At 58.8% G+C, this 19,458-nt stretch carries 23 protein-coding genes; 8 read left to right on the top strand and 15 right to left on the bottom strand.

Going from position 1 to position 19,458, the window contains the following annotated elements; all coding sequences use genetic code 11:
- Positions 1 to 39: 39 nt before the first annotated feature.
- The gene (gene rsmA, locus ACR0AH_RS02170; RefSeq protein WP_170610981.1) at positions 40 to 882 is read left to right on the top strand and encodes a 16S rRNA (adenine(1518)-N(6)/adenine(1519)-N(6))-dimethyltransferase RsmA; all 843 of its coding nucleotides are present in this window, start codon (positions 40 to 42) and stop codon (positions 880 to 882) included.
- A gap of 58 nt (positions 883 to 940) precedes the next feature.
- On the opposite strand, the gene ACR0AH_RS02165 is transcribed toward rsmA, so the two are convergent.
- The 3 genes from ACR0AH_RS02165 to prfA form a co-directional block, all read right to left on the bottom strand.
- Positions 941 to 1,522, bottom strand: coding sequence for a DUF4167 domain-containing protein (locus ACR0AH_RS02165; RefSeq protein ID WP_170396747.1), 582 nt, complete (start codon positions 1,520 to 1,522; stop codon positions 941 to 943).
- A 227-nt stretch (positions 1,523 to 1,749) separates the two neighbouring features.
- Positions 1,750 to 2,607, bottom strand: coding sequence for a peptide chain release factor N(5)-glutamine methyltransferase (gene prmC / locus ACR0AH_RS02160; RefSeq protein WP_170732383.1), 858 nt, complete (start codon positions 2,605 to 2,607; stop codon positions 1,750 to 1,752).
- A complete protein-coding gene (prfA, locus tag ACR0AH_RS02155; RefSeq protein WP_480590847.1) occupies positions 2,604 to 3,659 on the bottom strand; it encodes a peptide chain release factor 1 in 1,056 nt (351 codons plus the stop codon). The genes prmC and prfA overlap by 4 nt, the downstream gene beginning before the upstream one ends.
- 62 nt (positions 3,660 to 3,721) lie before the next feature.
- Here prfA and ACR0AH_RS02150 point away from each other — a divergent pair, with 62 nt between their 5' ends.
- Positions 3,722 to 4,024 (top strand): hypothetical protein, encoded by a 303-nt coding sequence (locus tag ACR0AH_RS02150; RefSeq protein WP_480590127.1) that lies wholly within the window; start codon positions 3,722 to 3,724, stop codon positions 4,022 to 4,024.
- On the opposite strand, the gene ACR0AH_RS02145 is transcribed toward ACR0AH_RS02150, so the two are convergent.
- The 4 genes from ACR0AH_RS02145 to ACR0AH_RS02130 are packed head-to-tail and all read right to left on the bottom strand — an operon-like array spanning position 3,950 to position 7,560.
- Positions 3,950 to 4,363, bottom strand: a complete 414-nt coding sequence (locus ACR0AH_RS02145; protein WP_480590125.1) for a DUF1499 domain-containing protein — start codon at positions 4,361 to 4,363, stop codon at positions 3,950 to 3,952. The genes ACR0AH_RS02150 and ACR0AH_RS02145 overlap by 75 nt on opposite strands.
- 45 nt (positions 4,364 to 4,408) lie before the next feature.
- Positions 4,409 to 5,356 carry an agmatinase gene (speB, locus tag ACR0AH_RS02140; RefSeq protein WP_480590123.1) on the bottom strand — a complete coding sequence of 316 codons (948 nt, stop codon included), beginning with the start codon at positions 5,354 to 5,356 and terminating at the stop codon, positions 4,409 to 4,411.
- A 59-nt stretch (positions 5,357 to 5,415) separates the two neighbouring features.
- Positions 5,416 to 6,384 carry an agmatinase gene (speB, locus tag ACR0AH_RS02135; protein WP_170509509.1) on the bottom strand — a complete coding sequence of 323 codons (969 nt, stop codon included), beginning with the start codon at positions 6,382 to 6,384 and terminating at the stop codon, positions 5,416 to 5,418.
- 12 nt (positions 6,385 to 6,396) lie between these two features.
- Entirely contained in the window at positions 6,397 to 7,560 is a 1,164-nt protein-coding gene (locus ACR0AH_RS02130; RefSeq protein ID WP_480590121.1) for a M20 aminoacylase family protein, read from the bottom strand.
- Between the two features lie 66 nt (positions 7,561 to 7,626).
- On the opposite strand from ACR0AH_RS02130, the gene mazG reads away from it, so the two are divergent.
- The 3 genes from mazG (at position 7,627) to ACR0AH_RS02115 (ending at position 9,931) form a co-directional block, all read left to right on the top strand.
- Positions 7,627 to 8,484: a nucleoside triphosphate pyrophosphohydrolase gene (gene mazG / locus ACR0AH_RS02125; RefSeq protein WP_170509503.1), complete on the top strand. Its 858-nt coding sequence runs from the start codon at positions 7,627 to 7,629 to the stop codon at positions 8,482 to 8,484.
- 62 nt (positions 8,485 to 8,546) lie between these two features.
- A complete protein-coding gene (locus ACR0AH_RS02120) occupies positions 8,547 to 9,485 on the top strand; it encodes a nucleoside hydrolase (protein ID WP_170509500.1) in 939 nt (312 codons plus the stop codon).
- On the top strand, positions 9,482 to 9,931 hold the full coding sequence (locus tag ACR0AH_RS02115; protein WP_170396732.1) for a GNAT family N-acetyltransferase: 450 nt from the start codon (positions 9,482 to 9,484) through the stop codon (positions 9,929 to 9,931). Before ACR0AH_RS02120 ends, ACR0AH_RS02115 begins: the two co-directional genes overlap by 4 nt.
- Here the strand turns inward: ACR0AH_RS02115 and ACR0AH_RS02110 are convergent.
- The 6 genes from ACR0AH_RS02110 to ACR0AH_RS02085 all read right to left on the bottom strand — a co-directional run bounded on the left by ACR0AH_RS02110 (position 9,928) and on the right by ACR0AH_RS02085 (position 14,265).
- Complete coding sequence (locus tag ACR0AH_RS02110) at positions 9,928 to 10,095, bottom strand: hypothetical protein (RefSeq protein ID WP_170396730.1); 168 nt, start codon at positions 10,093 to 10,095, stop codon at positions 9,928 to 9,930. The genes ACR0AH_RS02115 and ACR0AH_RS02110 overlap by 4 nt on opposite strands.
- A 102-nt stretch (positions 10,096 to 10,197) precedes the next feature.
- Complete coding sequence (locus ACR0AH_RS02105; RefSeq protein WP_170422059.1) at positions 10,198 to 10,515, bottom strand: hypothetical protein; 318 nt, start codon at positions 10,513 to 10,515, stop codon at positions 10,198 to 10,200.
- Between the two features lie 122 nt (positions 10,516 to 10,637).
- A complete protein-coding gene (gene eno / locus ACR0AH_RS02100; RefSeq protein WP_170406273.1) occupies positions 10,638 to 11,915 on the bottom strand; it encodes a phosphopyruvate hydratase in 1,278 nt (425 codons plus the stop codon).
- Between the two features lie 144 nt (positions 11,916 to 12,059).
- Entirely contained in the window at positions 12,060 to 12,938 is an 879-nt protein-coding gene (locus ACR0AH_RS02095; protein ID WP_480590118.1) for a DMT family transporter, read from the bottom strand.
- Between the two features lie 136 nt (positions 12,939 to 13,074).
- The gene (locus tag ACR0AH_RS02090; protein WP_170396723.1) at positions 13,075 to 13,488 is read right to left on the bottom strand and encodes a Fur family transcriptional regulator; all 414 of its coding nucleotides are present in this window, start codon (positions 13,486 to 13,488) and stop codon (positions 13,075 to 13,077) included.
- A gap of 72 nt (positions 13,489 to 13,560) precedes the next feature.
- Complete coding sequence (locus tag ACR0AH_RS02085; RefSeq protein ID WP_170396721.1) at positions 13,561 to 14,265, bottom strand: endonuclease/exonuclease/phosphatase family protein; 705 nt, start codon at positions 14,263 to 14,265, stop codon at positions 13,561 to 13,563.
- A gap of 152 nt (positions 14,266 to 14,417) precedes the next feature.
- Between ACR0AH_RS02085 and ACR0AH_RS02080 the strand changes: the two genes are divergently transcribed.
- Complete coding sequence (locus tag ACR0AH_RS02080; protein WP_480590116.1) at positions 14,418 to 14,813, top strand: hypothetical protein; 396 nt, start codon at positions 14,418 to 14,420, stop codon at positions 14,811 to 14,813.
- Positions 14,814 to 14,875: 62 nt separating this feature from the next.
- Here the strand turns inward: ACR0AH_RS02080 and ACR0AH_RS02075 are convergent, their stop codons facing one another.
- Entirely contained in the window at positions 14,876 to 16,294 is a 1,419-nt protein-coding gene (locus ACR0AH_RS02075) for a protein adenylyltransferase SelO (protein ID WP_480590114.1), read from the bottom strand.
- A gap of 86 nt (positions 16,295 to 16,380) precedes the next feature.
- On the opposite strand from ACR0AH_RS02075, the gene ACR0AH_RS02070 reads away from it, so the two are divergent.
- Both ACR0AH_RS02070 and ACR0AH_RS02065 read left to right on the top strand, forming a co-directional pair.
- A complete protein-coding gene (locus ACR0AH_RS02070) occupies positions 16,381 to 16,800 on the top strand; it encodes a cupin domain-containing protein (RefSeq protein WP_170595389.1) in 420 nt (139 codons plus the stop codon).
- A gap of 4 nt (positions 16,801 to 16,804) precedes the next feature.
- Positions 16,805 to 17,695 carry a fatty acid desaturase gene (locus tag ACR0AH_RS02065; protein WP_480590112.1) on the top strand — a complete coding sequence of 297 codons (891 nt, stop codon included), beginning with the start codon at positions 16,805 to 16,807 and terminating at the stop codon, positions 17,693 to 17,695.
- Between the two features lie 64 nt (positions 17,696 to 17,759).
- Here the strand turns inward: ACR0AH_RS02065 and ACR0AH_RS02060 are convergent, their stop codons facing one another.
- The gene (locus ACR0AH_RS02060; RefSeq protein ID WP_480590845.1) at positions 17,760 to 18,839 is read right to left on the bottom strand and encodes an anhydro-N-acetylmuramic acid kinase; all 1,080 of its coding nucleotides are present in this window, start codon (positions 18,837 to 18,839) and stop codon (positions 17,760 to 17,762) included.
- Positions 18,840 to 19,458 lie beyond the last annotated feature (619 nt).

Genomic DNA, 19,458 nt, shown 5'->3' with positions numbered 1-19,458 from the left:
CTCTGGTGCTCTCCCCGCAACCCGCGCGACGGTAAAGTCATGAGCGCCATCGACTCCCTCCCCCCGCTGCGCGAGGTTATCGCAACTCACCAGCTTTCGGCCCGCAAGTCGCTGGGCCAGAACTTCCTGCTCGACCTCAACTTGACCGCCAAGATCGCGCGGCAGGCGGGTGATCTGACTCAATGCGATGTCCTTGAAATCGGCCCAGGCCCCGGAGGTCTGACTCGCGGGCTTCTGTCCGAAGGCGCGCGCAAGGTCGTGGCCGTGGAAAAGGACACCCGCTGCATCGCCGCCCTGAACGACATCGCCGCCGCCTATCCGGGCCAGCTGGAAGTGATCAACGGCGACGCGCTGGAAATCGAGCCGCTGGCCCACCTGACACCTCCGATCCGGGTGGCCGCGAACCTTCCCTACAATGTCGGGACCGAGCTTCTGGTCCGCTGGCTCACCCCGCCCGAATGGCCGCCCTTCTGGCAGAGCCTGACCCTTATGTTTCAACGTGAAGTGGCCGAGCGGATCGTCGCCCAACCCGGCAGCAAGGCCTATGGCCGCCTCGCCATCCTTGCCCAATGGCGGGCCGAAGCGCGCATTGCAATGTCCCTGCCACCCGGAGCCTTCACTCCACCGCCCAAGGTCTCAAGCGCCGTGGTTCACCTGACTGCCCTGCCCGAACCCCGCTATCCCGCTGACGCCGCAACCCTGTCGCGCGTGGTTGCCACAGCCTTCAATCAGCGCCGCAAAATGCTGCGGGCCTCACTCAAAGGGGCAGCGCCAGATATCGAGGACCGCCTGATCGCAGCCGGAATCAAACCCACCGACCGGGCCGAGCAGATCCCGCTCGAAGCCTTCTGCGCGCTCGCGCGCGAAATTCGCAAACCCTGAACGAAAAAACCCCAGGCCTTTGCCCGGGGTTTTCATTCAATTCATGATCGAAAAGCGCTTATTCAGCTGCCTCGGGTGCGTCGCCCTTGTCAGCGGGTGCATCCTCAGCCGCAGGGGTGGCAGCCTTTGGCTTCCGGGTGCGCGGGCGGCGCGGCTTTTCCTTACGCTCGGTCGCTTCGGGTTGCTCGGCATCCTTGCTTTCCGGCGTCTCGACCAGCCCTGTATCGGGTGCAGCCGCCTCATTCCCGAAATCCACAACGTCCGGCTGCGGAGCCTCGGCCGGATCGGCCTGACGGGCTGCTTCGCGTTCCTGACGCTCGGCGCGTTCACGATCACGCTCGGCCTGTCGTTCGCGGTTCTGGCGCTCTTGCTCTTCGCGGCGCGCTTCGATCTCGCGCTGCGCCTCGCTTAGCATGCGCAGATAGTGCTCGGCGTGTTGCTGAAAGTTCTCAGCTGCCACGCGGTCATTCGACAGCTGAGCGTCGCGCGCCAATTGGTTGTATTTGTCAATGATCTGCTGCGGTGTGCCACGCACCTTGCCTTCGGGGCCCGAGCTGTCAAAAACTCGGTTTACGACGTTTCCGCCAGAAGGACGATTGCGGTTGTTCTTGGCCCGCGAGCGGGATTTGGAAGATCTCATCTTACTTTACGTCAGCCTTATCAATTCACTGTCGATCAACCCGTATCTAACGCTGCTCAGTGGCTTGTGCCGTTACGCGCTATCGACTTTTTGGGCTTGGCGTCAGGGGTGCGCTGAAACAGCGTCAACCTCGCCGACTAATCCTGAGTAAACATGTCCTGAGCGTTCAGACAAGGGGATTCTCGAAAATGTCGCAGCTTTTTTACATCAATCGGCATTTTTCGGCCTCAGTTTCGCTTAGAAGGCGGCATTCTGGCCCCCACAACACGATCACGCCTGTCCAGATCGGGGATCACCTTTACGCCGGTCAAACCAGCGGCATCAAAAAGGGCAGAAACATAAGCGCCCTGTGTCGGGCCAATTTCAACCAGGATACGCCCGCCGGGCATCAGATAATCCGGGGCCGATGCCGCAATACGGCGATAGGCATCCAGACCGTCGCCCTCATCCGTCAGCGCCATGCGCGGCTCATGCTCGCGCACTTCAGGGGAAAGCGCGTGCAGCTCGTCCGCTGAAATATAGGGCGGATTCGAAACAATCAGATCGAACTGACCTTCAATGTTTTCGAACCAGTCAGATTGCCGAATCTCGGCGCGCGCCTGCACCTGATGCTGTACTGCATTGGCGCTGGCCTGCAGACAGGCAGCTTCGCTGAGGTCGGCGCCGACGCCCGAGGCACTCGCCCGCTCGGCCAGCAAGGTGATCAGGATACAGCCCGAGCCCACACCCAAATCGAGTACATGATCAAACGGCTCGCTCAGCGCCGCCTCGATCAATGCCTCGGTCTCCGGGCGCGGGTCCAGCACATCGCGACTGACCCGAAACCGCCGACCATAGAATTCACGCTCGCCCAGCAGATGCGATACCGGCACTCGGATGGCCCTTAGCGAGATCAATTGATCGTAGCGTTCCGCGATATCCTCCGGCAGTTCCTCGGGCGCGATCAGCGTCACCCGACTGGCCTCGATCCGCGCCGCATGCGCCAGCAGCACCCGCGCATCCCGCGCTGGATCAGGCACACCGGCTGCGCGCAAACGTGCGGTTGCAGCGACCATGGCCTGCGCGGCTGTCAGCGCAGCAATCATTGCGCCATTTCGGCCAGAAGCCGAGCCTGATCATCTGTGGTCAGCGCGTCGATCACCTCATCCAGATCGCCCTGCATCACCTGATCCAGCTTATAAAGCGTCAGGTTAATGCGGTGATCCGTCATGCGGCCTTGCGGGAAGTTATACGTCCTAATCCGTTCCGACCGGTCACCTGAACCGACCTGACTGGCGCGATCCGCCGAGCGTTCGCTGTCGATCCGCTGCCGTTCAAGATCATAAAGGCGCGTTTTCAGCACCTGCATCGCTATCTCACGGTTTCGGTGCTGGGATTTCTCGGAACTGGTCACCACGATTCCGCTGGGCAAGTGAGTAATCCGCACAGCCGAATCCGTCGTGTTCACGTGCTGCCCCCCCGCGCCCGAGCTGCGCATCGTGTCAATTCGGATGTCATTGGCATCGATCTGAATGTCCACATCCTCGGCCTCTGGCAAAACCGCCACCGTCGCCGCCGAGGTATGAATGCGCCCACCGCTTTCGGTTTCGGGCACGCGCTGCACGCGATGCACGCCGGATTCGTACTTCATCCGCGCAAAGACATTGTCGCCCTTGATATGTGCCACCACCTCTTTGATCCCACCAAGATCAGACGCTTGTTCCTCGATGATCTCGAACTGCCAGCCCCGCGCTTCGGCATAGCGTTGATACATGCGCAGCAAGTCTCCGGCAAACAGCGCGGCCTCATCCCCGCCGGTGCCGGGGCGTATTTCCAGCATTGCCGGGCGCGCATCAGCCGCGTCTTTGGGCAACAGCGCCAGCTGCAAGGCATGCTCCGCCTCGGGGATACGCGCCTGCAGTTCTGGAATTTCCTCTTCGGCCAGCTCTTTCATGTCCGGGTCGGACAGCATTGCCTCGGCCTCGGCCAGATCTGAAACCAGCTGAAGCCACGCCATGATCTGATCGACCACCGGCTTGAGGTCGGAATATTCCTTTGCCAAAGCTGCAATATCCCCGCCCGAGGCACCATCCGCCATGGCCGCTTCGAGGTATTGGAATCGCTGAGTTATCTGTTCAAGGCGTTCTTCGGGGATCATCCGCGCGGTGTCTATCATCCAGAGGCTTTGGTCAAGGCCCTGCCTTGTGCTAGGCTTGGGCCATGAAGCGACTGATCTTAGCCCTGACACTCATTGCGACGCCCGGAATGGCCGATGTTGTTGGCCCCGGAGGCAAAGTGCAAGACTGCTATTGCACCGACAAATCCGGCACCCGCATCGAGTTGGGAGAGATGATATGCCTGCAGGTCGACGGCCGCATGTTCATGGCCCAATGCCAGATGTCGCTGAACGTGCCCATGTGGCGCGAGGTGCAAGAGGGCTGTTTGTCGTCAGGGTTGCAGCAAAGCAAGCCATTGGGTGACCCGGTCCCGATTAACGCCGAAATCTTTACGGCCAAATCTTAATCTGGCATAGATACGCAGCGTATCGCCGTCTTGCTGCACGGTGGTGTAGTCGGGAAACCCGAACACCTTGGTACGGGTGATATAGGTGATCATGCCCTCTTCTAGAGATCCGGCCAGCACACTGGTGCGTGGTGTTGCGCGCGCAATTTTATCGAGACGCGCCAGCCCATCAGGACCGGTTTCGACGACCCGAACGACACCACCCTTCAGGTCTCGTTCCGTGTCTTCAGGGGCCACATGCCAGCGCACAGGATCTGAAGGCGCAAGTCTGATATAGGCACCCATTGCAAGGCCCACCGCAATCAACAGCCACAGCACCATTTTCATCTGCCCATTCATTCCCGCTATGCCCTGCTTACTCGGTCAGAGGATGGCGTCGCACCCCTATCGTGACGTCACTCCGGGCAGAATGCACAGCATCTCGAACAGTAGATTGGCTGCGGTCAGTGCCGTATTGCCCGACGGATCATAGGGTGGAGATACTTCGACCAGATCGCAGCCCACCACATTCATGCCTGCCAGCGCATGGATCAACTGCAGCGCCTGCGGAGTGGTCAGACCTGCGATCTCGGGCGTGCCTGTTCCGGGTGCATAGGCCGGATCGAGGCTGTCGATATCGTAGGTGATATAGACCGGGAGATCGTCAACAGTTTTACGGATCAAAGAGCCGATTTCGGTCAGGTTCTGTTGCCACAGCTCCCACGCCGGAAACTGACGGAACCCCCAACCCTGTGCCTCGGTAAAGTCGCTGGCGGCGTAACCCGAGCCTCGAATGCCGATCTGAAAGGTCTTGTCAGGGACAATCAGCCCTTCCTCATAGGCGCGGCGGAAGACAGTGCCGTGGGTTTCCTTTTCACCGAACATCTCATCATTCACGTCAGCATGGGCGTCCACGTGCACCAGAGCCACCGGCCCATGTTTGGCGGCCATCGCCCGCAGGATCGGCAAAGTGATCGAGTGATCCCCACCCATCGCCACCGGGATGACACCTTGCGCCAGAATGCCGTCATAGCTTTCCTTGATGATCCCAAGACTATCGGCGAGCGAGAATGTGTTGATCGCCAGATCGCCGATATCTGCGATCTGCAGATGGTCGAAGGGCGCCGCGCCATTGGACATGTTATAGGGCCGGATCATCGCACTTTCGCTGCGAATCTGCTTGGGTCCGAACCGTGTGCCCGACCGCCACGAAGTGCCGATATCCATCGGAACCCCCAGGATCGCCACATCCAGCCGGTCCAGCGACGACGCCTGTGGCAACCGCATAAACGTGTTCGGCCCCGAAAACCGTGCCAGATCATTGCCGCCAATCGGTTGGTTGTAATGGGTCATGTGATGTCTCCGATCCGGTGCCTCACCAAGCAGATACCGGGATTATGCCTAACCAAAGGTTAAGGCTTCACCAGCTTGTTCCACCCCAAAAGGCAAATGATCTGTGTTGCCACATGAGCCCCCGCAATCGCCGTCGCACCAGAGGTATCGTATGGCGGAGATACCTCAACCACATCGCCGCCCTTGATGTTGATCCCGGCGATGTCGCGCAGGATGATTTGCGCCTGAATCGAACTCAGCCCACCCCAGACCGGCGTACCAGTACCGGGCGCAAAAGCAGGGTCCAGACCGTCGATGTCGAAGCTCAGGTACACGGGGCTGTCGCCCAGAATACCCCTGATCTTCTGCGCCACGGCGGCTGGGCCGGATTCGTAAACCTCGCGCGCGTCGATGATGTTGACGCCCAACGTGTCTTCGTTTGTAGTGCGAATGCCCACCTGAACCGAGCGTTTCGGATCAACCAACCCCGATTTCACTGCCTTGTAGAACATCGTCCCGTGATCCACGCGGGACATGTCGTCATCGGCCCAGGTGTCCGTATGCGCATCGAATTGCAGCAGTGACATTGGCCCATATTTCTCGGCATAGGCCTTAAGGATCGGGAAGCTGATATAGTGATCCCCTCCCAGCGTGACCGAAGCCACATCCGCCGCCAAAATGGTACGGATATGATCGGTCAGCGTGTCGGGAAAGGCCGGGATATTGGCATAGTCATAGGCCATATCTCCATAATCCACGATCGCCAACTCGCTGAGCGCGTCAAAGGGCCAGCCATAGGGTGCATCCGGGGATTGCAACGCGCTCGCCTCACGGATCGCGCGCGGCCCCAGACGGGTTCCGGGGCGATTTGTCACCGCCTGATCGAAAGGCACGCCGGTTACAGCAATATCCGCACCCGTCAGGTCTTTGGTATAAAGCCGCCGCAGGAATGAGGTCGCGCCGCCAAAGGTGTTTTCATAGGACAGCCCCTTAAGATCGGGGTTGGTGAATGCCTCATCCACCTGGTTCTTTGCATCTTCCAGTGCCATATCTATTCCCTGTCAGCCCAACGGCTGTGCCTTTTCGACGATCCGTGCGAAGAAGGACGCTCCGATCGGCGCGACGTCGTCATTGAAGTTGTATTTCGGATGGTGCAGCCCAGCGCCATCTCCTTGTCCCATGAACAGGTAAGCACCGGGTCGGGCCTGCAGCATGTAGGAAAAATCCTCTGCCCCCATCTCACGCCCAGCATCATCTTTCACGCGTTCCGCGCCGGATACATCCCGCGCCACTTCAGCCGCGAATGCCGCCTTGTCGGCGTCGTTGATAGTGGCGGGATAACCCTCCTGATAGTCCAGTTTGGCCTCGACACCGTACGAGGCCGCCTGCCCCGCCACGATCTGCGCCATTCTCTCTTTGACCATCCTTTGCACGGCCGGATCAAAGGTGCGAACGGTGCCGTTCAGATAAGCGGTATCAGGTATCACGTTATTCACTGTTCCGGTGTGTATCTGCGTCACCGACACCACCAGATCGTCCAGCGCAAAGTGGTTGCGGCTGACGATAGTTTGGATCGCCTGCGCCATCCCGCAAGCCGCCATCACCGGGTCGCGCGTCTCATGCGGCATGGCCCCATGGCCGCCCACGCCCTGAATATTGATCTCGAAAGTATCTACTGCGGCCATCAGCGGCCCCGGCGTAGTCTCGAACAGCCCCTCGGGCCGGCCCGGAGTGTTATGGATGCCGTAAACCTGAGAGATATTGAACCGATCCATGATGCCTTCTTCAACCATCACGCCCGCGCCGCCGCCCTCTTCCTCGGCAGGCTGAAAGATCAGCGCAACCCGGCCCGCGAAATTCCGCGTTTCGGCCAGATAGCGCGCAGCACCCAGCAGCATGGTTGTGTGCCCGTCATGACCGCAGGCATGCATCTTACCGGGGTTCTTCGAGGCGTAGTCCACGCCCGTTTCCTCGGTAATCGGCAATGCATCCATGTCAGCGCGCAGACCAATAGTCGGTCCCTCGCCCTGCCCGTTGATGATCGCGACCATGCCGGTTTTGGCGATTCCCTCATGCAGTTCATCCACCCCAAACTCGCGCAGACGCTCGGCCACAAAGGCGGCGGTCTCATAGCATTCGAATTCCAATTCGGGGATAGTGTGAAGGTGCTGGCGCCACTTGGCCATATCAGCGGCGTAATCGGCAATTCGGTTGACGACGGGCATCTGGGGTGGACTCCTGATCCTGACTGCGGGATGGATGCATCTGACACCGGAACGAAAGGGTTCGCAATGGCCGAAAATCCTCTGATCCACGACACGGACGCAGGTATCGAGCGTTTGCTGGAAATCATGCGCCGCTTACGCGACCCTCAATCCGGCTGCCCGTGGGATATCGAACAGGATTTTTCGACCATCGCGCCCTATACGATCGAAGAAGCCTATGAAGTCGCCGATGCCATCGAACGCGAGGCTTATGACGAATTGAAGGGAGAGCTGGGCGACCTGCTGTTCCAATCCGTCTTCCACGCGCAAATGGCTGAAGAGGCTGGGCATTTTACCTTTCAGGACGTGGTGCGCACCATGTCGGACAAGATGGTTACCCGTCACCCACATGTTTTCGGTGATGAGTCCCGAGACAAGTCGGCGGATCAACAGACAAAGGACTGGGAAACCATCAAAGCCGCCGAACGTGCGGGCAAAGAACAAAAAGGTGCACTAGACGGTGTCGCCGCCAACCTGCCCGCCCTGCTACGCGCACATAAGCTGCAGAAACGTGCCGCGCGCGTAGGGTTCGACTGGCCTGACGCCAGCCATGTGCTCGCCAAGATCACCGAGGAAGCCGCTGAGCTGGAAGAGGCGCGCGACAGCATGGATGCCGACGCGCTCGAGGATGAATTTGGCGATCTGCTGTTCGTGATTGTCAACCTCGGCCGCCACTTAGGCATCGAACCCGAGGCCGCCCTGCGCCGCACAAACGCCAAGTTTACTCGTCGTTTTGAGAAGGTCGAAGCCCGGCTGGCCGAACGCGGAAAAACGCCCTCCCAAAGTGATCTGGCCGAAATGGACGCGCTGTGGGACGAGGTGAAAATCGAGGAACACCGCGCCAACGGCAAACTCCCGCCGGTGGATGCCGCACGCGAGGCCTGAAACCGCTGGACAAGCCCCGCGACACTTGCGAGTGTCCGCCCTTCACGGCCCCGGAGACCACAATGCCCCGCAAGATCATAATCGACACCGATCCCGGACAGGACGACGCCGTCGCCATTCTTCTGGCGCTTGCCAGCCCCGAAGAGATCGAGGTTCTGGGTATCACCGCCGTCGCTGGAAACGTGCCTTTGGAGCTGACCGCCAAAAACGCCCGCATCGTGTGCGAGTTGGCGGGGCACACCGAAATCCCTGTCTACGCCGGATGCGATCGCCCCCTGAAACGCCCGCTCGTCACCGCCGAGCATGTGCATGGTAAAACAGGGCTCGACGGCCCTGTTTTGCCAGATCCTGAAATGCCTCTGGCCGAAGGTCACGCGGTCGATTTTATCATCGATACCCTACGCGCACATGAGCCCGGCACGGTGACGCTCTGCCCTCTGGGGCCGCTGACCAACATCGCCACAGCGTTCCAGAAAGCGCCCGACATCATCAACCGGGTGCAGGAAATCGTGCTGATGGGTGGTGCGTATTTTGAGGTTGGAAACATCACACCAGCAGCCGAATTCAACATTTATGTCGACCCGGAAGCCGCTGATATTGTGTTTAAATCCGGCATTCATGTCGTCGTAATGCCATTGGATGTCACCCACGACGCGCTGGTCACGCCCCATCGCAACGATGCATTCCGGGCATTGGACAGCAAGGTTGGTCACGCGGTCGCAGAAATGACCGATTTCTTCGAACGTTTCGACAAGGAAAAATACGGATCGGAGGGCGCACCGCTGCACGACCCCTGCGTCACCGCCTATCTGATCCGACCCGAGTTGTTCTCGGGCCGCCACATCAATGTTGAGATCGAAACCCAATCAGAATTGACGTTGGGCATGACAGTGGCCGACTGGTGGCGGGTCACTGATCGCGCACCAAACGCCATGTTCATGGGTGACGTGGATGCCCAAGGTTTCTTCGACCTGCTCACAGAAAGACTTGCCCGCCTATGACCGCCGCACTCCGCCTTGCCCGCCCCGACGATCTGGACCGACTGATGGCGCTGGTCGCAGCGTTTCACTCGGAATCCGGCATCGCGCAGGATGACGAGAAACGTCGCAACGCGCTGACCCCTCTACTGGATGGAATTCCCCATGGGTGCATATATCTGATCGGTCCGGGCCGCGCACCGCTGGGCTATGTCATCCTCACCTTCGGCTGGTCGGTCGAGTTTGGTGGCATGGATGCCTTTGTAGATGAGATTTACATCCGCCCCGCCGTCCGCGGACGCGGTATCGCCACCGAAGTGCTGCATGATCTCCCCAAGGCGTTGGCCGAGGCCGGTCTGACCGCCTTGCATCTTGAGGTCGACCGGACCAACGAAACCGCGCAGAAACTATATCTGCGGTCAGGTTTTAAACCGCGCGATCGCTACATGCTGATGAGCAAATCGCTTTAGCGCGATTCCCCCCGGAAGATTACCGCCGGATTTGCCATTTCCTGCACCGGATCATCCTGCGAAACCTGCATCCCTGTGATCGGATAGGTCCCAGGCTCTGAACATGCGGCCAGCATCCCCGCGCAAAGCATTGAAATTACGAGAAAGACCTTTGAAGCAGACATATCGTCCCCCTTTCTGCAATGCTTGCAGACTATCGGGAGTCACAGCGCCGCAATAGGAACAAGTTCACACATAACGACATTTATGTTTGTTTAGCTTAACGATCAGCGGCAGTTCTTATTGAACGTCTGCTCCATGGTCTTGAACTGCCGGGGCACGCGTTTGGGTTTGGGCAGCGCATTCAACTGTTCAGTTATGTTCTCACCGGTGTACCAGGACTCGAACAATAATTCTTTGATGTCATCGTCCAAAACCGTGTTGGCGACGTTATAGGTGCACAGGCATTCCTCCATCGTGACCTGCCCGCTGGGATCGCCTTCCACCATTTTCTGGCACACTGCCTGAGGCGGACGATCAGCCCCTGCAAGCTGAGGCAGGATCAATAGCGCCCCAGCGCCAACGATGCGTTTGAATGTTGTCATAAATCGCCCTCTCCCATGTTGGCCTTCGATGCCCAGCTTAGACGGATCGGTAATGACTCAAAGAAAAAAATGGCCCCGGCGTTCTACCGGGGCCTGATCTGGTTTTACCAAGTACGCCAAACTCAGCGCTTTAGGATCGACGCGCCGGCGTATTCTGCGACCTCACCCAGCGATTCCTCGATGCGGATCAGCTGGTTGTATTTGGCCAACCGGTCCGACCGCGCCAACGAGCCGGTTTTGATCTGCCCGCAGTTGGTCGCCACAGCCAAATCGGCAATGGTGGCATCTTCGGTCTCGCCCGAGCGATGCGACATCACGTTGGTATACCGTGCACGGTGGGCCATATCGACGGCGCGCAGAGTTTCGGTCAGTGATCCAATCTGGTTCACCTTGACCAGCATCGAGTTGGCACAGCCACGATCGATCCCCTCTGCCAGACGCTCTGGGTTGGTTACGAACAGGTCGTCGCCGACCAGTTGTACTTCGTTGCCGATGGCATCAGTCAGCGCTTTCCAGCCATCCCAATCGTCCTCGGACATACCGTCTTCGATCGAGATAATTGGGTAATCTTTGACCAATGTCGCCAGATACTCTGCGTTTTCCTCTGAGGTCAGCGAGATGTTTTCACCCGACAGAACATATTTTCCGTCGCGGTAGTATTCGGTGGCGGCGCAGTCCAGCGCCAGATGGATCTCTTCGCCGGGTTTGTAGCCCGCTTTTTCGACCGCCTGCAGGATGAAATCCAGTGCCTCACGGGTCGAAGCGATGTTAGGGGCAAAACCACCTTCGTCCCCCACTCCGGTGGCCAGTCCGGCAGCCGACAGTTCGCGCTTGAGCGTATGGAACACCTCCGACCCCATGCGCACGGCTTCGCGGATATTCGCGGCCGAGGTCGGCATGATCATGAATTCCTGAATGTCGATCGGGTTGTCGGCGTGTTCGCCGCCATTGATGATGTTCATCATCGGCACCGGCAGCACGCGCGCCGAGGTACCGCCAACATAGCGGTACAGAGGCTGCGTGGTGAAATCCGCCGCCGCCTTGGCCGTCGCCAGCGAGACACCCAGGATAGCATTCGCGCCCAGACGGCCCTTGTTCTCGGTCCCGTCGAGTTCAATCATCGCCTGATCGATGGCCACCTGCTCGGTCGCGTCAAAGCCCACCAGTTCTTCGGCGATCTCACCGTTAACGGCAGCGACCGCTTCCAGCACGCCCTTTCCCATGTAACGGGATTTGTCACCATCGCGCTTTTCCACCGCCTCGTAGGCGCCGGTCGACGCCCCTGAAGGCACAGCGGCGCGGCCCATGGTGCCGTCTTCCAGAATCACGTCCACTTCGACCGTCGGGTTGCCCCGGCTGTCCAGTATTTCGCGTGCGTGGATGTCGATGATCGTGCTCATGATACGGGTCCCAATGATGCCAACGGTTGCATGCCTCATACCAGCACGCGGCGAAAAGTAAACCGTTTCCGTTATCGCTAACACTTATATTTTTCAGCCTTTAGGGCTAACAGTTTGCTGTTTGCGCCAACAGGTCGCGGGCGCTTAGGCCACTGCCAATGCCCGCGCCAGCTGGCGTTCTCGAATGAAAGTATACAGACCTGATCCGATAATCAGACCGGCACCGGCCAACGTCATGCTGTCGGGGCGTTCGCCAAACATCAGCATCCCAGCCGTGATCGAGAACACCAACCGGGTATACCGAAACGGCGTCAGCGCTGAGGCTTCGCCGATCCGCATCGCGGTTACGATGCCGTAATAGCCCAAAACGCCGAACCCGATGGCACCCAGATAAGGCCCGATCTGCGCAGCTTGCAGCGGCACAACGGGCTGTGCTGTGAACACCATAAGGGCCGCACCAGCCAGCGCCACTCCGAAATAGGCCTGCAATGCGACGACCGACGAGGCCACACGAACATCCAACCTGCGTGTGATCAGATCACGTGCCGCGATCGCAACGACCGAGACCAAAACAAACAGAGATTCCGGCTGGAATCCCTCGAAACCGGGGCGGATGATCATCAAGACGCCGACAAAGCCGATGCCGATGGCGCTCCAACGACGCCAACCGACCTGCTCGCCCAGAAACAGTGCTGCCCCCATCGTGACAAATAGAGGCATCGCCTGAAAAACCGCCGCCACAGTCGACAGATCAACAAGTGACAGCGCGGTCACGAAGCTGAGCGCACCAAAGGCTTCGGTCCCGGCACGGATCAGCGGCAAAGGTTGCCACGCGACCGGGTCGAAGATGCGTTTGCGTGTCGCCATAGACATAAGCGTAAACACAGCCCCGCAGATCAGACCCAATGCGATCATGATCTGCCCGGTCGACACACTGACCGAGAGATGCTTGATGAACATGTCCTCAAGCGCGAAGGCCGCCATCGAGCCGATGATCAGCAAAATGCCGTTTACGTTGTTCATGCGCGTTTCCATTGGAACAGGCCGCTGATAGGCGGACCTTTCCGGCAGCAAAACCGCAACCTTTGCGACGTCGCAAGCAGTATTACGACATGTTCGATGAAATCGCGTTCACCGACCGATCGATTTTCGTGATGTGTCAGTCTTTTTCCAACGGTACGCCGTACAATTCAAGGCGATGGCCTTTCAGCCTGTAGCCAAGCTTGGCCGCAATCTTTTCTTGCAGAGCTTCTATCTCAGGGTCGACAAACTCGATCACCTCGCCTGACTGCATGTCGATCAGGTGGTCGTGGTGATCTCGCTCCGCATCTTCGTACCGCGCGCGCCCGTCACCGAACTCCAGCCGCTCAAGTATCCCGGCCTCTTCGAACAACTTCACGGTACGATAGACTGTCGCGATCGAAATTCCCGCATCTTCGGCTGAAGCACGGGCATAAAGCTCTTCTACATCCGGGTGATCTTCGCTTTGCTGCAAGACCTGTGCAATGGTCCGCCGCTGGCCGGTCATGCGCAGGCCCTTGGCTTCGCAACGGGCGATAATCGTGTCGGACATGGTGACCCCCGGAACTGTTCGGTGTTCTGTCTTAATATGTCTACGCGCCCTGCGCCACAGACGATTTTGCGGTCAGGCGATGCGTCGCAGATCGGCCCAGACCGGCAAATGATCCGAGGCGATATGCGCGGGCCGCGCATCATGCACCCCGTGCAGTGCAGCCTCAAGCCCCTGCCCCACCGCGATTCTGTCCAGTGCCCCCAACGGCTGCGCGGCAGGAAAACTAGGAACCGGTGGCAGAAACCGCATGTCCGGGGCCAAATGATCAAGAACCGGCTGGCGTGACCATTCGTTGAAATCCCCGGCCCAGACGGTGGGCATGTGTTCCAGATCAGAATCACATCGACGGATATGACTGATCTGTTGGCGTCGCGACGCCGGCAAAAGCCCAAGATGCATCCCCATCACCCGCAAAGGCCCGATCTGCGTATCAAACTCGACCCGCACGGCGCCGCGGGGCTCCAGACCCGGCAAATCATGATGACCTGCCTGACGTACCTGAATGGCGTCCCCACGCCAGATCACCGCGTTGCCATGCCAACCAAGACTACCGGCACCGCCCAAGTCCACGATCTGCCACCCGGCCTCATCCAACATGAAATGTGGCAAAGCGGCAGGACGGGGCGGCAATCGTTTGTCCGCCTCCTGCAAAACAACGATATCGGCCTGCATGCTTTCGATGACCTGCAATATCCGCTGCGGCTGCCGCCGGAAATCGAGGCCCACGCATTTCTGAATGTTGTAACTGGCAAGGCGCAGGGTCGAGCGGTAGGTCATCGGCACACTTAAACTGATTTAACCCAAGATCGCCAACTGGTCGGACAAGTGCAAGCCGAACCCAGCGCTGAATGGCAACGCGCCGCCTGCTCCGCTAACATTTGTGCAAAACGGCCTTGAGCCCGCGCAGCCTCTCGGTCACTTTCACGATCATGTTCATAAGGTTTGTCCATCCGATCAAGGTAGAAGATATGAACGCGCGTCAGGGGTTCTTCTGCGCGGCCTACCACCTGCGCGACACTGCCGCGCTGGATAAATACACATTCGATCGAATTGAGGCGCTGCTGGCTTGGTTCCGGGAAAACCTTGAAATCCCCTATCGTTTCAACAGGACAAAATCTAAAGGCGCCTTTCAGCGCAATACCAAAGGCCTCAGCTGGTTCAAACCCGAAGCCAATGAGGTTTTGGGCAAGTCGTATGAGATGGTCGCACTGCTCAAAGAAAACGGATACCAGATCGATACTCTGCGATCAGATCGGATCGGCTACATTGTCTATGAAGATGCGTGTCAGGTGATCGCCGAGCCCTTTGCAGACACGCCCCGATAGCCTCGAAACCTGAAACTTCAAAAGTTTCAGGCTCGGTTTCTTCATAAGAAACCGTCTCTTTGTTACGTACCGCAGAATGTCGCGTGTACGACCTCGTTCTTCGCCGGAGGGCGCATCAGGTCAGCTGATTCTGGTTGATCCTCATAGGGCCGTGACAGCACTTCATTCAGTCGATTGAACGGTGCGTAATCGCCCTGCACCGCAGCCTGAATCATCTGCTCCACCCGATGATTGCGTGGAATGAAGGCCGGATTGGCCGAATCCATCACGTCCAAAGGCGCATCCTCACGCGCCAAGCGTTCCTGCCACCCCTTTGCCCATTCGTCAAAAGCCGCCGGGTCGGTAAACTGGTCTCGCGCGCGGTCGCTGCCCAGCGCGCGGAACGTGTTTGTGAAATCCGCCTGATTCTGCGTCATCCGCGTCAACAGGTCCGAGATCATTTCAAGATCCCCCTCCTCTGCCCGAACCAATCCGATCTTGGCCCTGAAACGTTCCAGCCAATGTGCCTGCATCAACGCAGGCATGGCATGGACAATTTCGGTGGCCTCTTCGACAGCTGCGTCCTTGTCCTCAAACTGCTGAATTAGGGCCGTCGCCAGCTGCGCCAGATTCCAAACCGCAATCTCAGGCTGGTTCGAGTAGGCATACCGCCCCATCCGGTCGATCGAGCTATAGACTGTATTCGGGTGATAGCTGTCCATGAACGCACATGGGCCATAGTCGATCGTCTCACCGGCGATCGAGCTGTTGTCAGTATTCATGACCCCGTGAATGAAACCCACGCCCATCCATCGGGCGATCAACCCGGCCTGCGCATCCCGAACCGCGCGCAACAAACCCATAGCCCCGTCCGCCTCAGGATAGTGGCGCTGAACGGCATATTCAGTCAGCCGTTGCAGGCTCTCTATCTGCCCTCGCGCTGCAAACACCTGAAACGTGCCCACCCGCAAATGGCTCTGCGCCACACGTGTCAATACCGCCCCGGGCATCGGACCCTCGCGCAGCACGATCTCTCCGGTTTCAACCGCTGCCAAGGCGCGCGTGGTGGGAATGCCCAGCGCATGCATCGCCTCGGAAACCACATATTCGCGCAAAACCGGCCCCAGCCAGGCACGTCCATCTCCCTGGCGCGAGAACGGTGTCTGCCCTGAGCCCTTCAATTGAATATCCCGCCGAATCCCGTCGACTCCGACCGTCTCACCTAACAAAACCGCGCGCCCATCTCCTAGCTGAGGGTTATAGGTGCCAAACTGATGCCCGGAATATAACTGCGCCAGCGGCTCGGCCCCTTCGGGCACAGTATTGCCCGCAAAAGCCTGCGCCATCTCTTCAACGTCGCCCGGCGCAATCCGCAACAGTCGCGCCAGATCACTGTTGAAGGCAACAAGCTTTGGTGCACGCACAGGCACAGGCCCCTGCCGCGCAAAGAAGGCGTCCGGCAGGCGAACATAGCTGTTGTCAAACGGGATCATCAAAGTCATGCGGCAAACATATGCTCTGTATACACAATTGCCATAGCAGATCGTGCGCGTGCGTGCATAATCCCACAAACAGACCCGAGGCTTCCATGACCGCGCAAGACATCATCCAACACCTGAACCTTCAGCAGCACCCCGAAGGCGGCTGGTTCAAAGAGACCTGGCGTGCCGACAATCCCGGCCGTGCCACCGGCACTTGCATCTACTTCCTACTGGCAGAGGGTGAGCGCAGCCACTGGCACAAGGTAGATGCGACCGAGATCTGGCTCTACCATTCCGGCGCTCCGCTGATCCTCTCGCTCAGCGCCTCCGATACAGGCCCTGCCAAAGACCACATCCTGACACCTGATCTGACCCAAGGCGCACCGCAGCTTATTGTACCCAAGGGCCATTGGCAGGCGGCACGCAGCAGTGGAGACTACACGCTGGTCAGTTGCACTGTTTCACCGGGATTTGAATTTGACGGGTTTGAACTCGCGCCACCCGGCTTTGATATTCCAGGAGTGTAATTCCATGGACCACCGCGCCCTGATCGCCGCGATCCCGCCCGACACCAAGGACAGGCTGCAACAGCGGTCAGACACGGCAGGTCTCAGACATCTAGCGATCTATTTCGGCGCTTTGACAGCAACCAGCACCGGTATCATCCTACAGGTTCCCCTCTGGCCACTATTGCTCCTGCCGCAAGGCCTATTGCTGGTTTTCCTCTTTACGCTCAGCCACGAATGCACCCACAAGACGCCGTTCAAAACCCCTTGGATCAACGAAGCGGTTGGGCACCTTGTCTCAATTCCCATCTGCCTGCCGTTCACATGGTTTCGCTACTTTCACCTTGCCCATCACAAATGGACAAACCACCCGACCAAAGACCCGGAACTTGGCGGCAAACCCCGCCCCGAAAACTGGCGCAGCCTTGCGATCTATCTCAGCGGTTGGCCATATTGGACAGGTATGGCCCGTGTGTTGACCGACAACGCGCGCGGCAGGATTGACGCCGCTTACCTGCCAACCCGCCAGCACCACGCCATACGAACCGAAGCCCGAATATTGTCCACACTATATGCCCTGGCCGCACTCAGCCTGTTCTTCAGCCCCTTGTTGTTCTGGCTCTGGCTTCTGCCCGCCCTTATCGGCCAGCCTTTCCTGCGCCTATACCTGCTCGCCGAACACGGCCTCTGCCCGCCGGTGGCAAATATGCTCGAAAACTCCCGTACCACCTTTACCAATCGAATGATCCGATTTCTGGCCTGGAACATGCCCTACCACGCGGAACACCACGCCTTTCCAAACGTGCCTTTCCACCACCTTCCAGCCTTCCACCGCTGGACCCAAGCACACCTGCAATCCACCTCGGACGGCTACACCGAATTCACTCTAGATTACGCCCGCGCCCTAAATCGCTAGATCCGCCTCTTCATCTGGCCAAAAATACCTCGGGGGAGTCGCGCAGCGACGGGGGCAGAACCCCCTACCCGCTCACCACGACACCCCTCGCCGGTGACGAGACGACACCGCCCCCGACCAAGGCGCTCACCCCGGTTGTTCCGGGGCCTGAAGTCGGCAATCCCCGCGCCACACGCACGGCGAGATAGGCAAAGGCCTGCGCCTCCAGCATATCGCCATCCAGCCCAACCGCCTCAACCGGCTCGACCGGGCAATCCAGCGACACGCGCAGCATTTCCATCAGCACTGGGTTGTGACGTCCGCCACCGGTAACCAGCATGCGCACAGGCGGCTTGGGACAATGCTCCATCCCCTGCAGCACACCCGCAGCGCTCATCCCGGTCAACGTGGCCACCGCATCCGCATCGCTCAGCTCGGTCACCAGACCAATCATTTCCGAGAAATCATTCCGGTCCAGCGATTTGGGCGGCATTCGGTTGAAATAGGGTTCGGCCAGAAACAGCTCCAGTGCGCCGGTCTCGACCGTACCCTCTCGGGCCAGCGCGCCGTCCCGATCCATCGGCAACCCCAACCGCGCCTGCATCAGATCGTCAACCGGCGCGTTGGCGGGTCCGGTGTCGAAAGCCAGCAACGCCCCTGGCGCTTCAGGCCCGTCAAAAGACGGGTCAACATAGGTCAGGTTCCCAACACCGCCCAGATTGAGGAAACACAGCGGCTCTTCCGCCCCGATCCATTTGGCGCAGGCGAAATGAAAGAACGGGGCCAGAGGCGCACCCTCTCCGCCCAGCGCCACATCATCGCTGCGAAAATCCCAGACCACCGGCAGCCCCAAAGCCTGCGACAGACCCAGCCCGTCACCCACCTGCAACGTGCCACGCCCACGCGGCTCATGTGCCAATGTCTGACCGTGGAAGCCGATCAGGTCGACCTCTTCGAACTCTGAAAGAACCTCGGCATGTGCCCGGGTCACCAATTCAGCCGAAATATCAACCTTTGGTCCATGCCAAAGCCCCAGCGCCGCGCGCAGTGTGGCACGCTCTTCTTCGGAATAAGCGCGATACCCGCTGGGACCAAAGCCGAATATCTGCTGCCCATCGGTTTCAACGACCGCAGCGTCCACACCGTCCAGCGATGTGCCCGACATGGCCCCCAACGCTCTGATCGCCCCCGATTTGCTGATGACCCTGCCCACGCCGACCTCGTATTGCGTCTCTCCACCCGTTTCGCCGGGTTCTGAGCACAACCTGCACGGTAATGCAAAGCCAAGGCAAGACACATCATGCGCGAGCTTCATTTTTCTTGGAAAAGGTGCCTTTTCCTTGCCTCTGCCCCCGCCTGTACCGTGCGCCGCTACAGAATTCCGAAAGGTACGAGACCGCGAATGAAGGCGACAAGGCGTTCCCAAACGCAGCGCAGTTCCGAGTGCTCATGAAAGAGCTGTACAAAGTCCATTACCACATGTTCGCAGATCGCTACAGCAGGTGCCAAGCTCTCCCAAGAATGCCCGTCGCCGGTTTCAGTGTTCCACTTGATCTGAAGCACCTACGATCATTCCATATAGCTCAGCTTCGTCAGATTTGCATTGAAACATAGCGACTGAATAACGGCAGGTACTTTGGGATGTTGAGTGCAATAAAAGCGCAGGCTCAAAACCCCGGATATTCGCAAATGTTGCGCCAATGCTTATAGATGAGATATTAAAATGCAGCAAAGCACAGACAACAAATTGAGGACGGGTGAGTAGGTTCATACCGCTTAGTAAA

It is taken from the genome of Ruegeria sp. AM5 (assembly GCF_056540645.1).
Note: the sequence above shows the minus strand (reverse complement) of the source record. Positions and strands in the feature narration are given on the sequence as shown.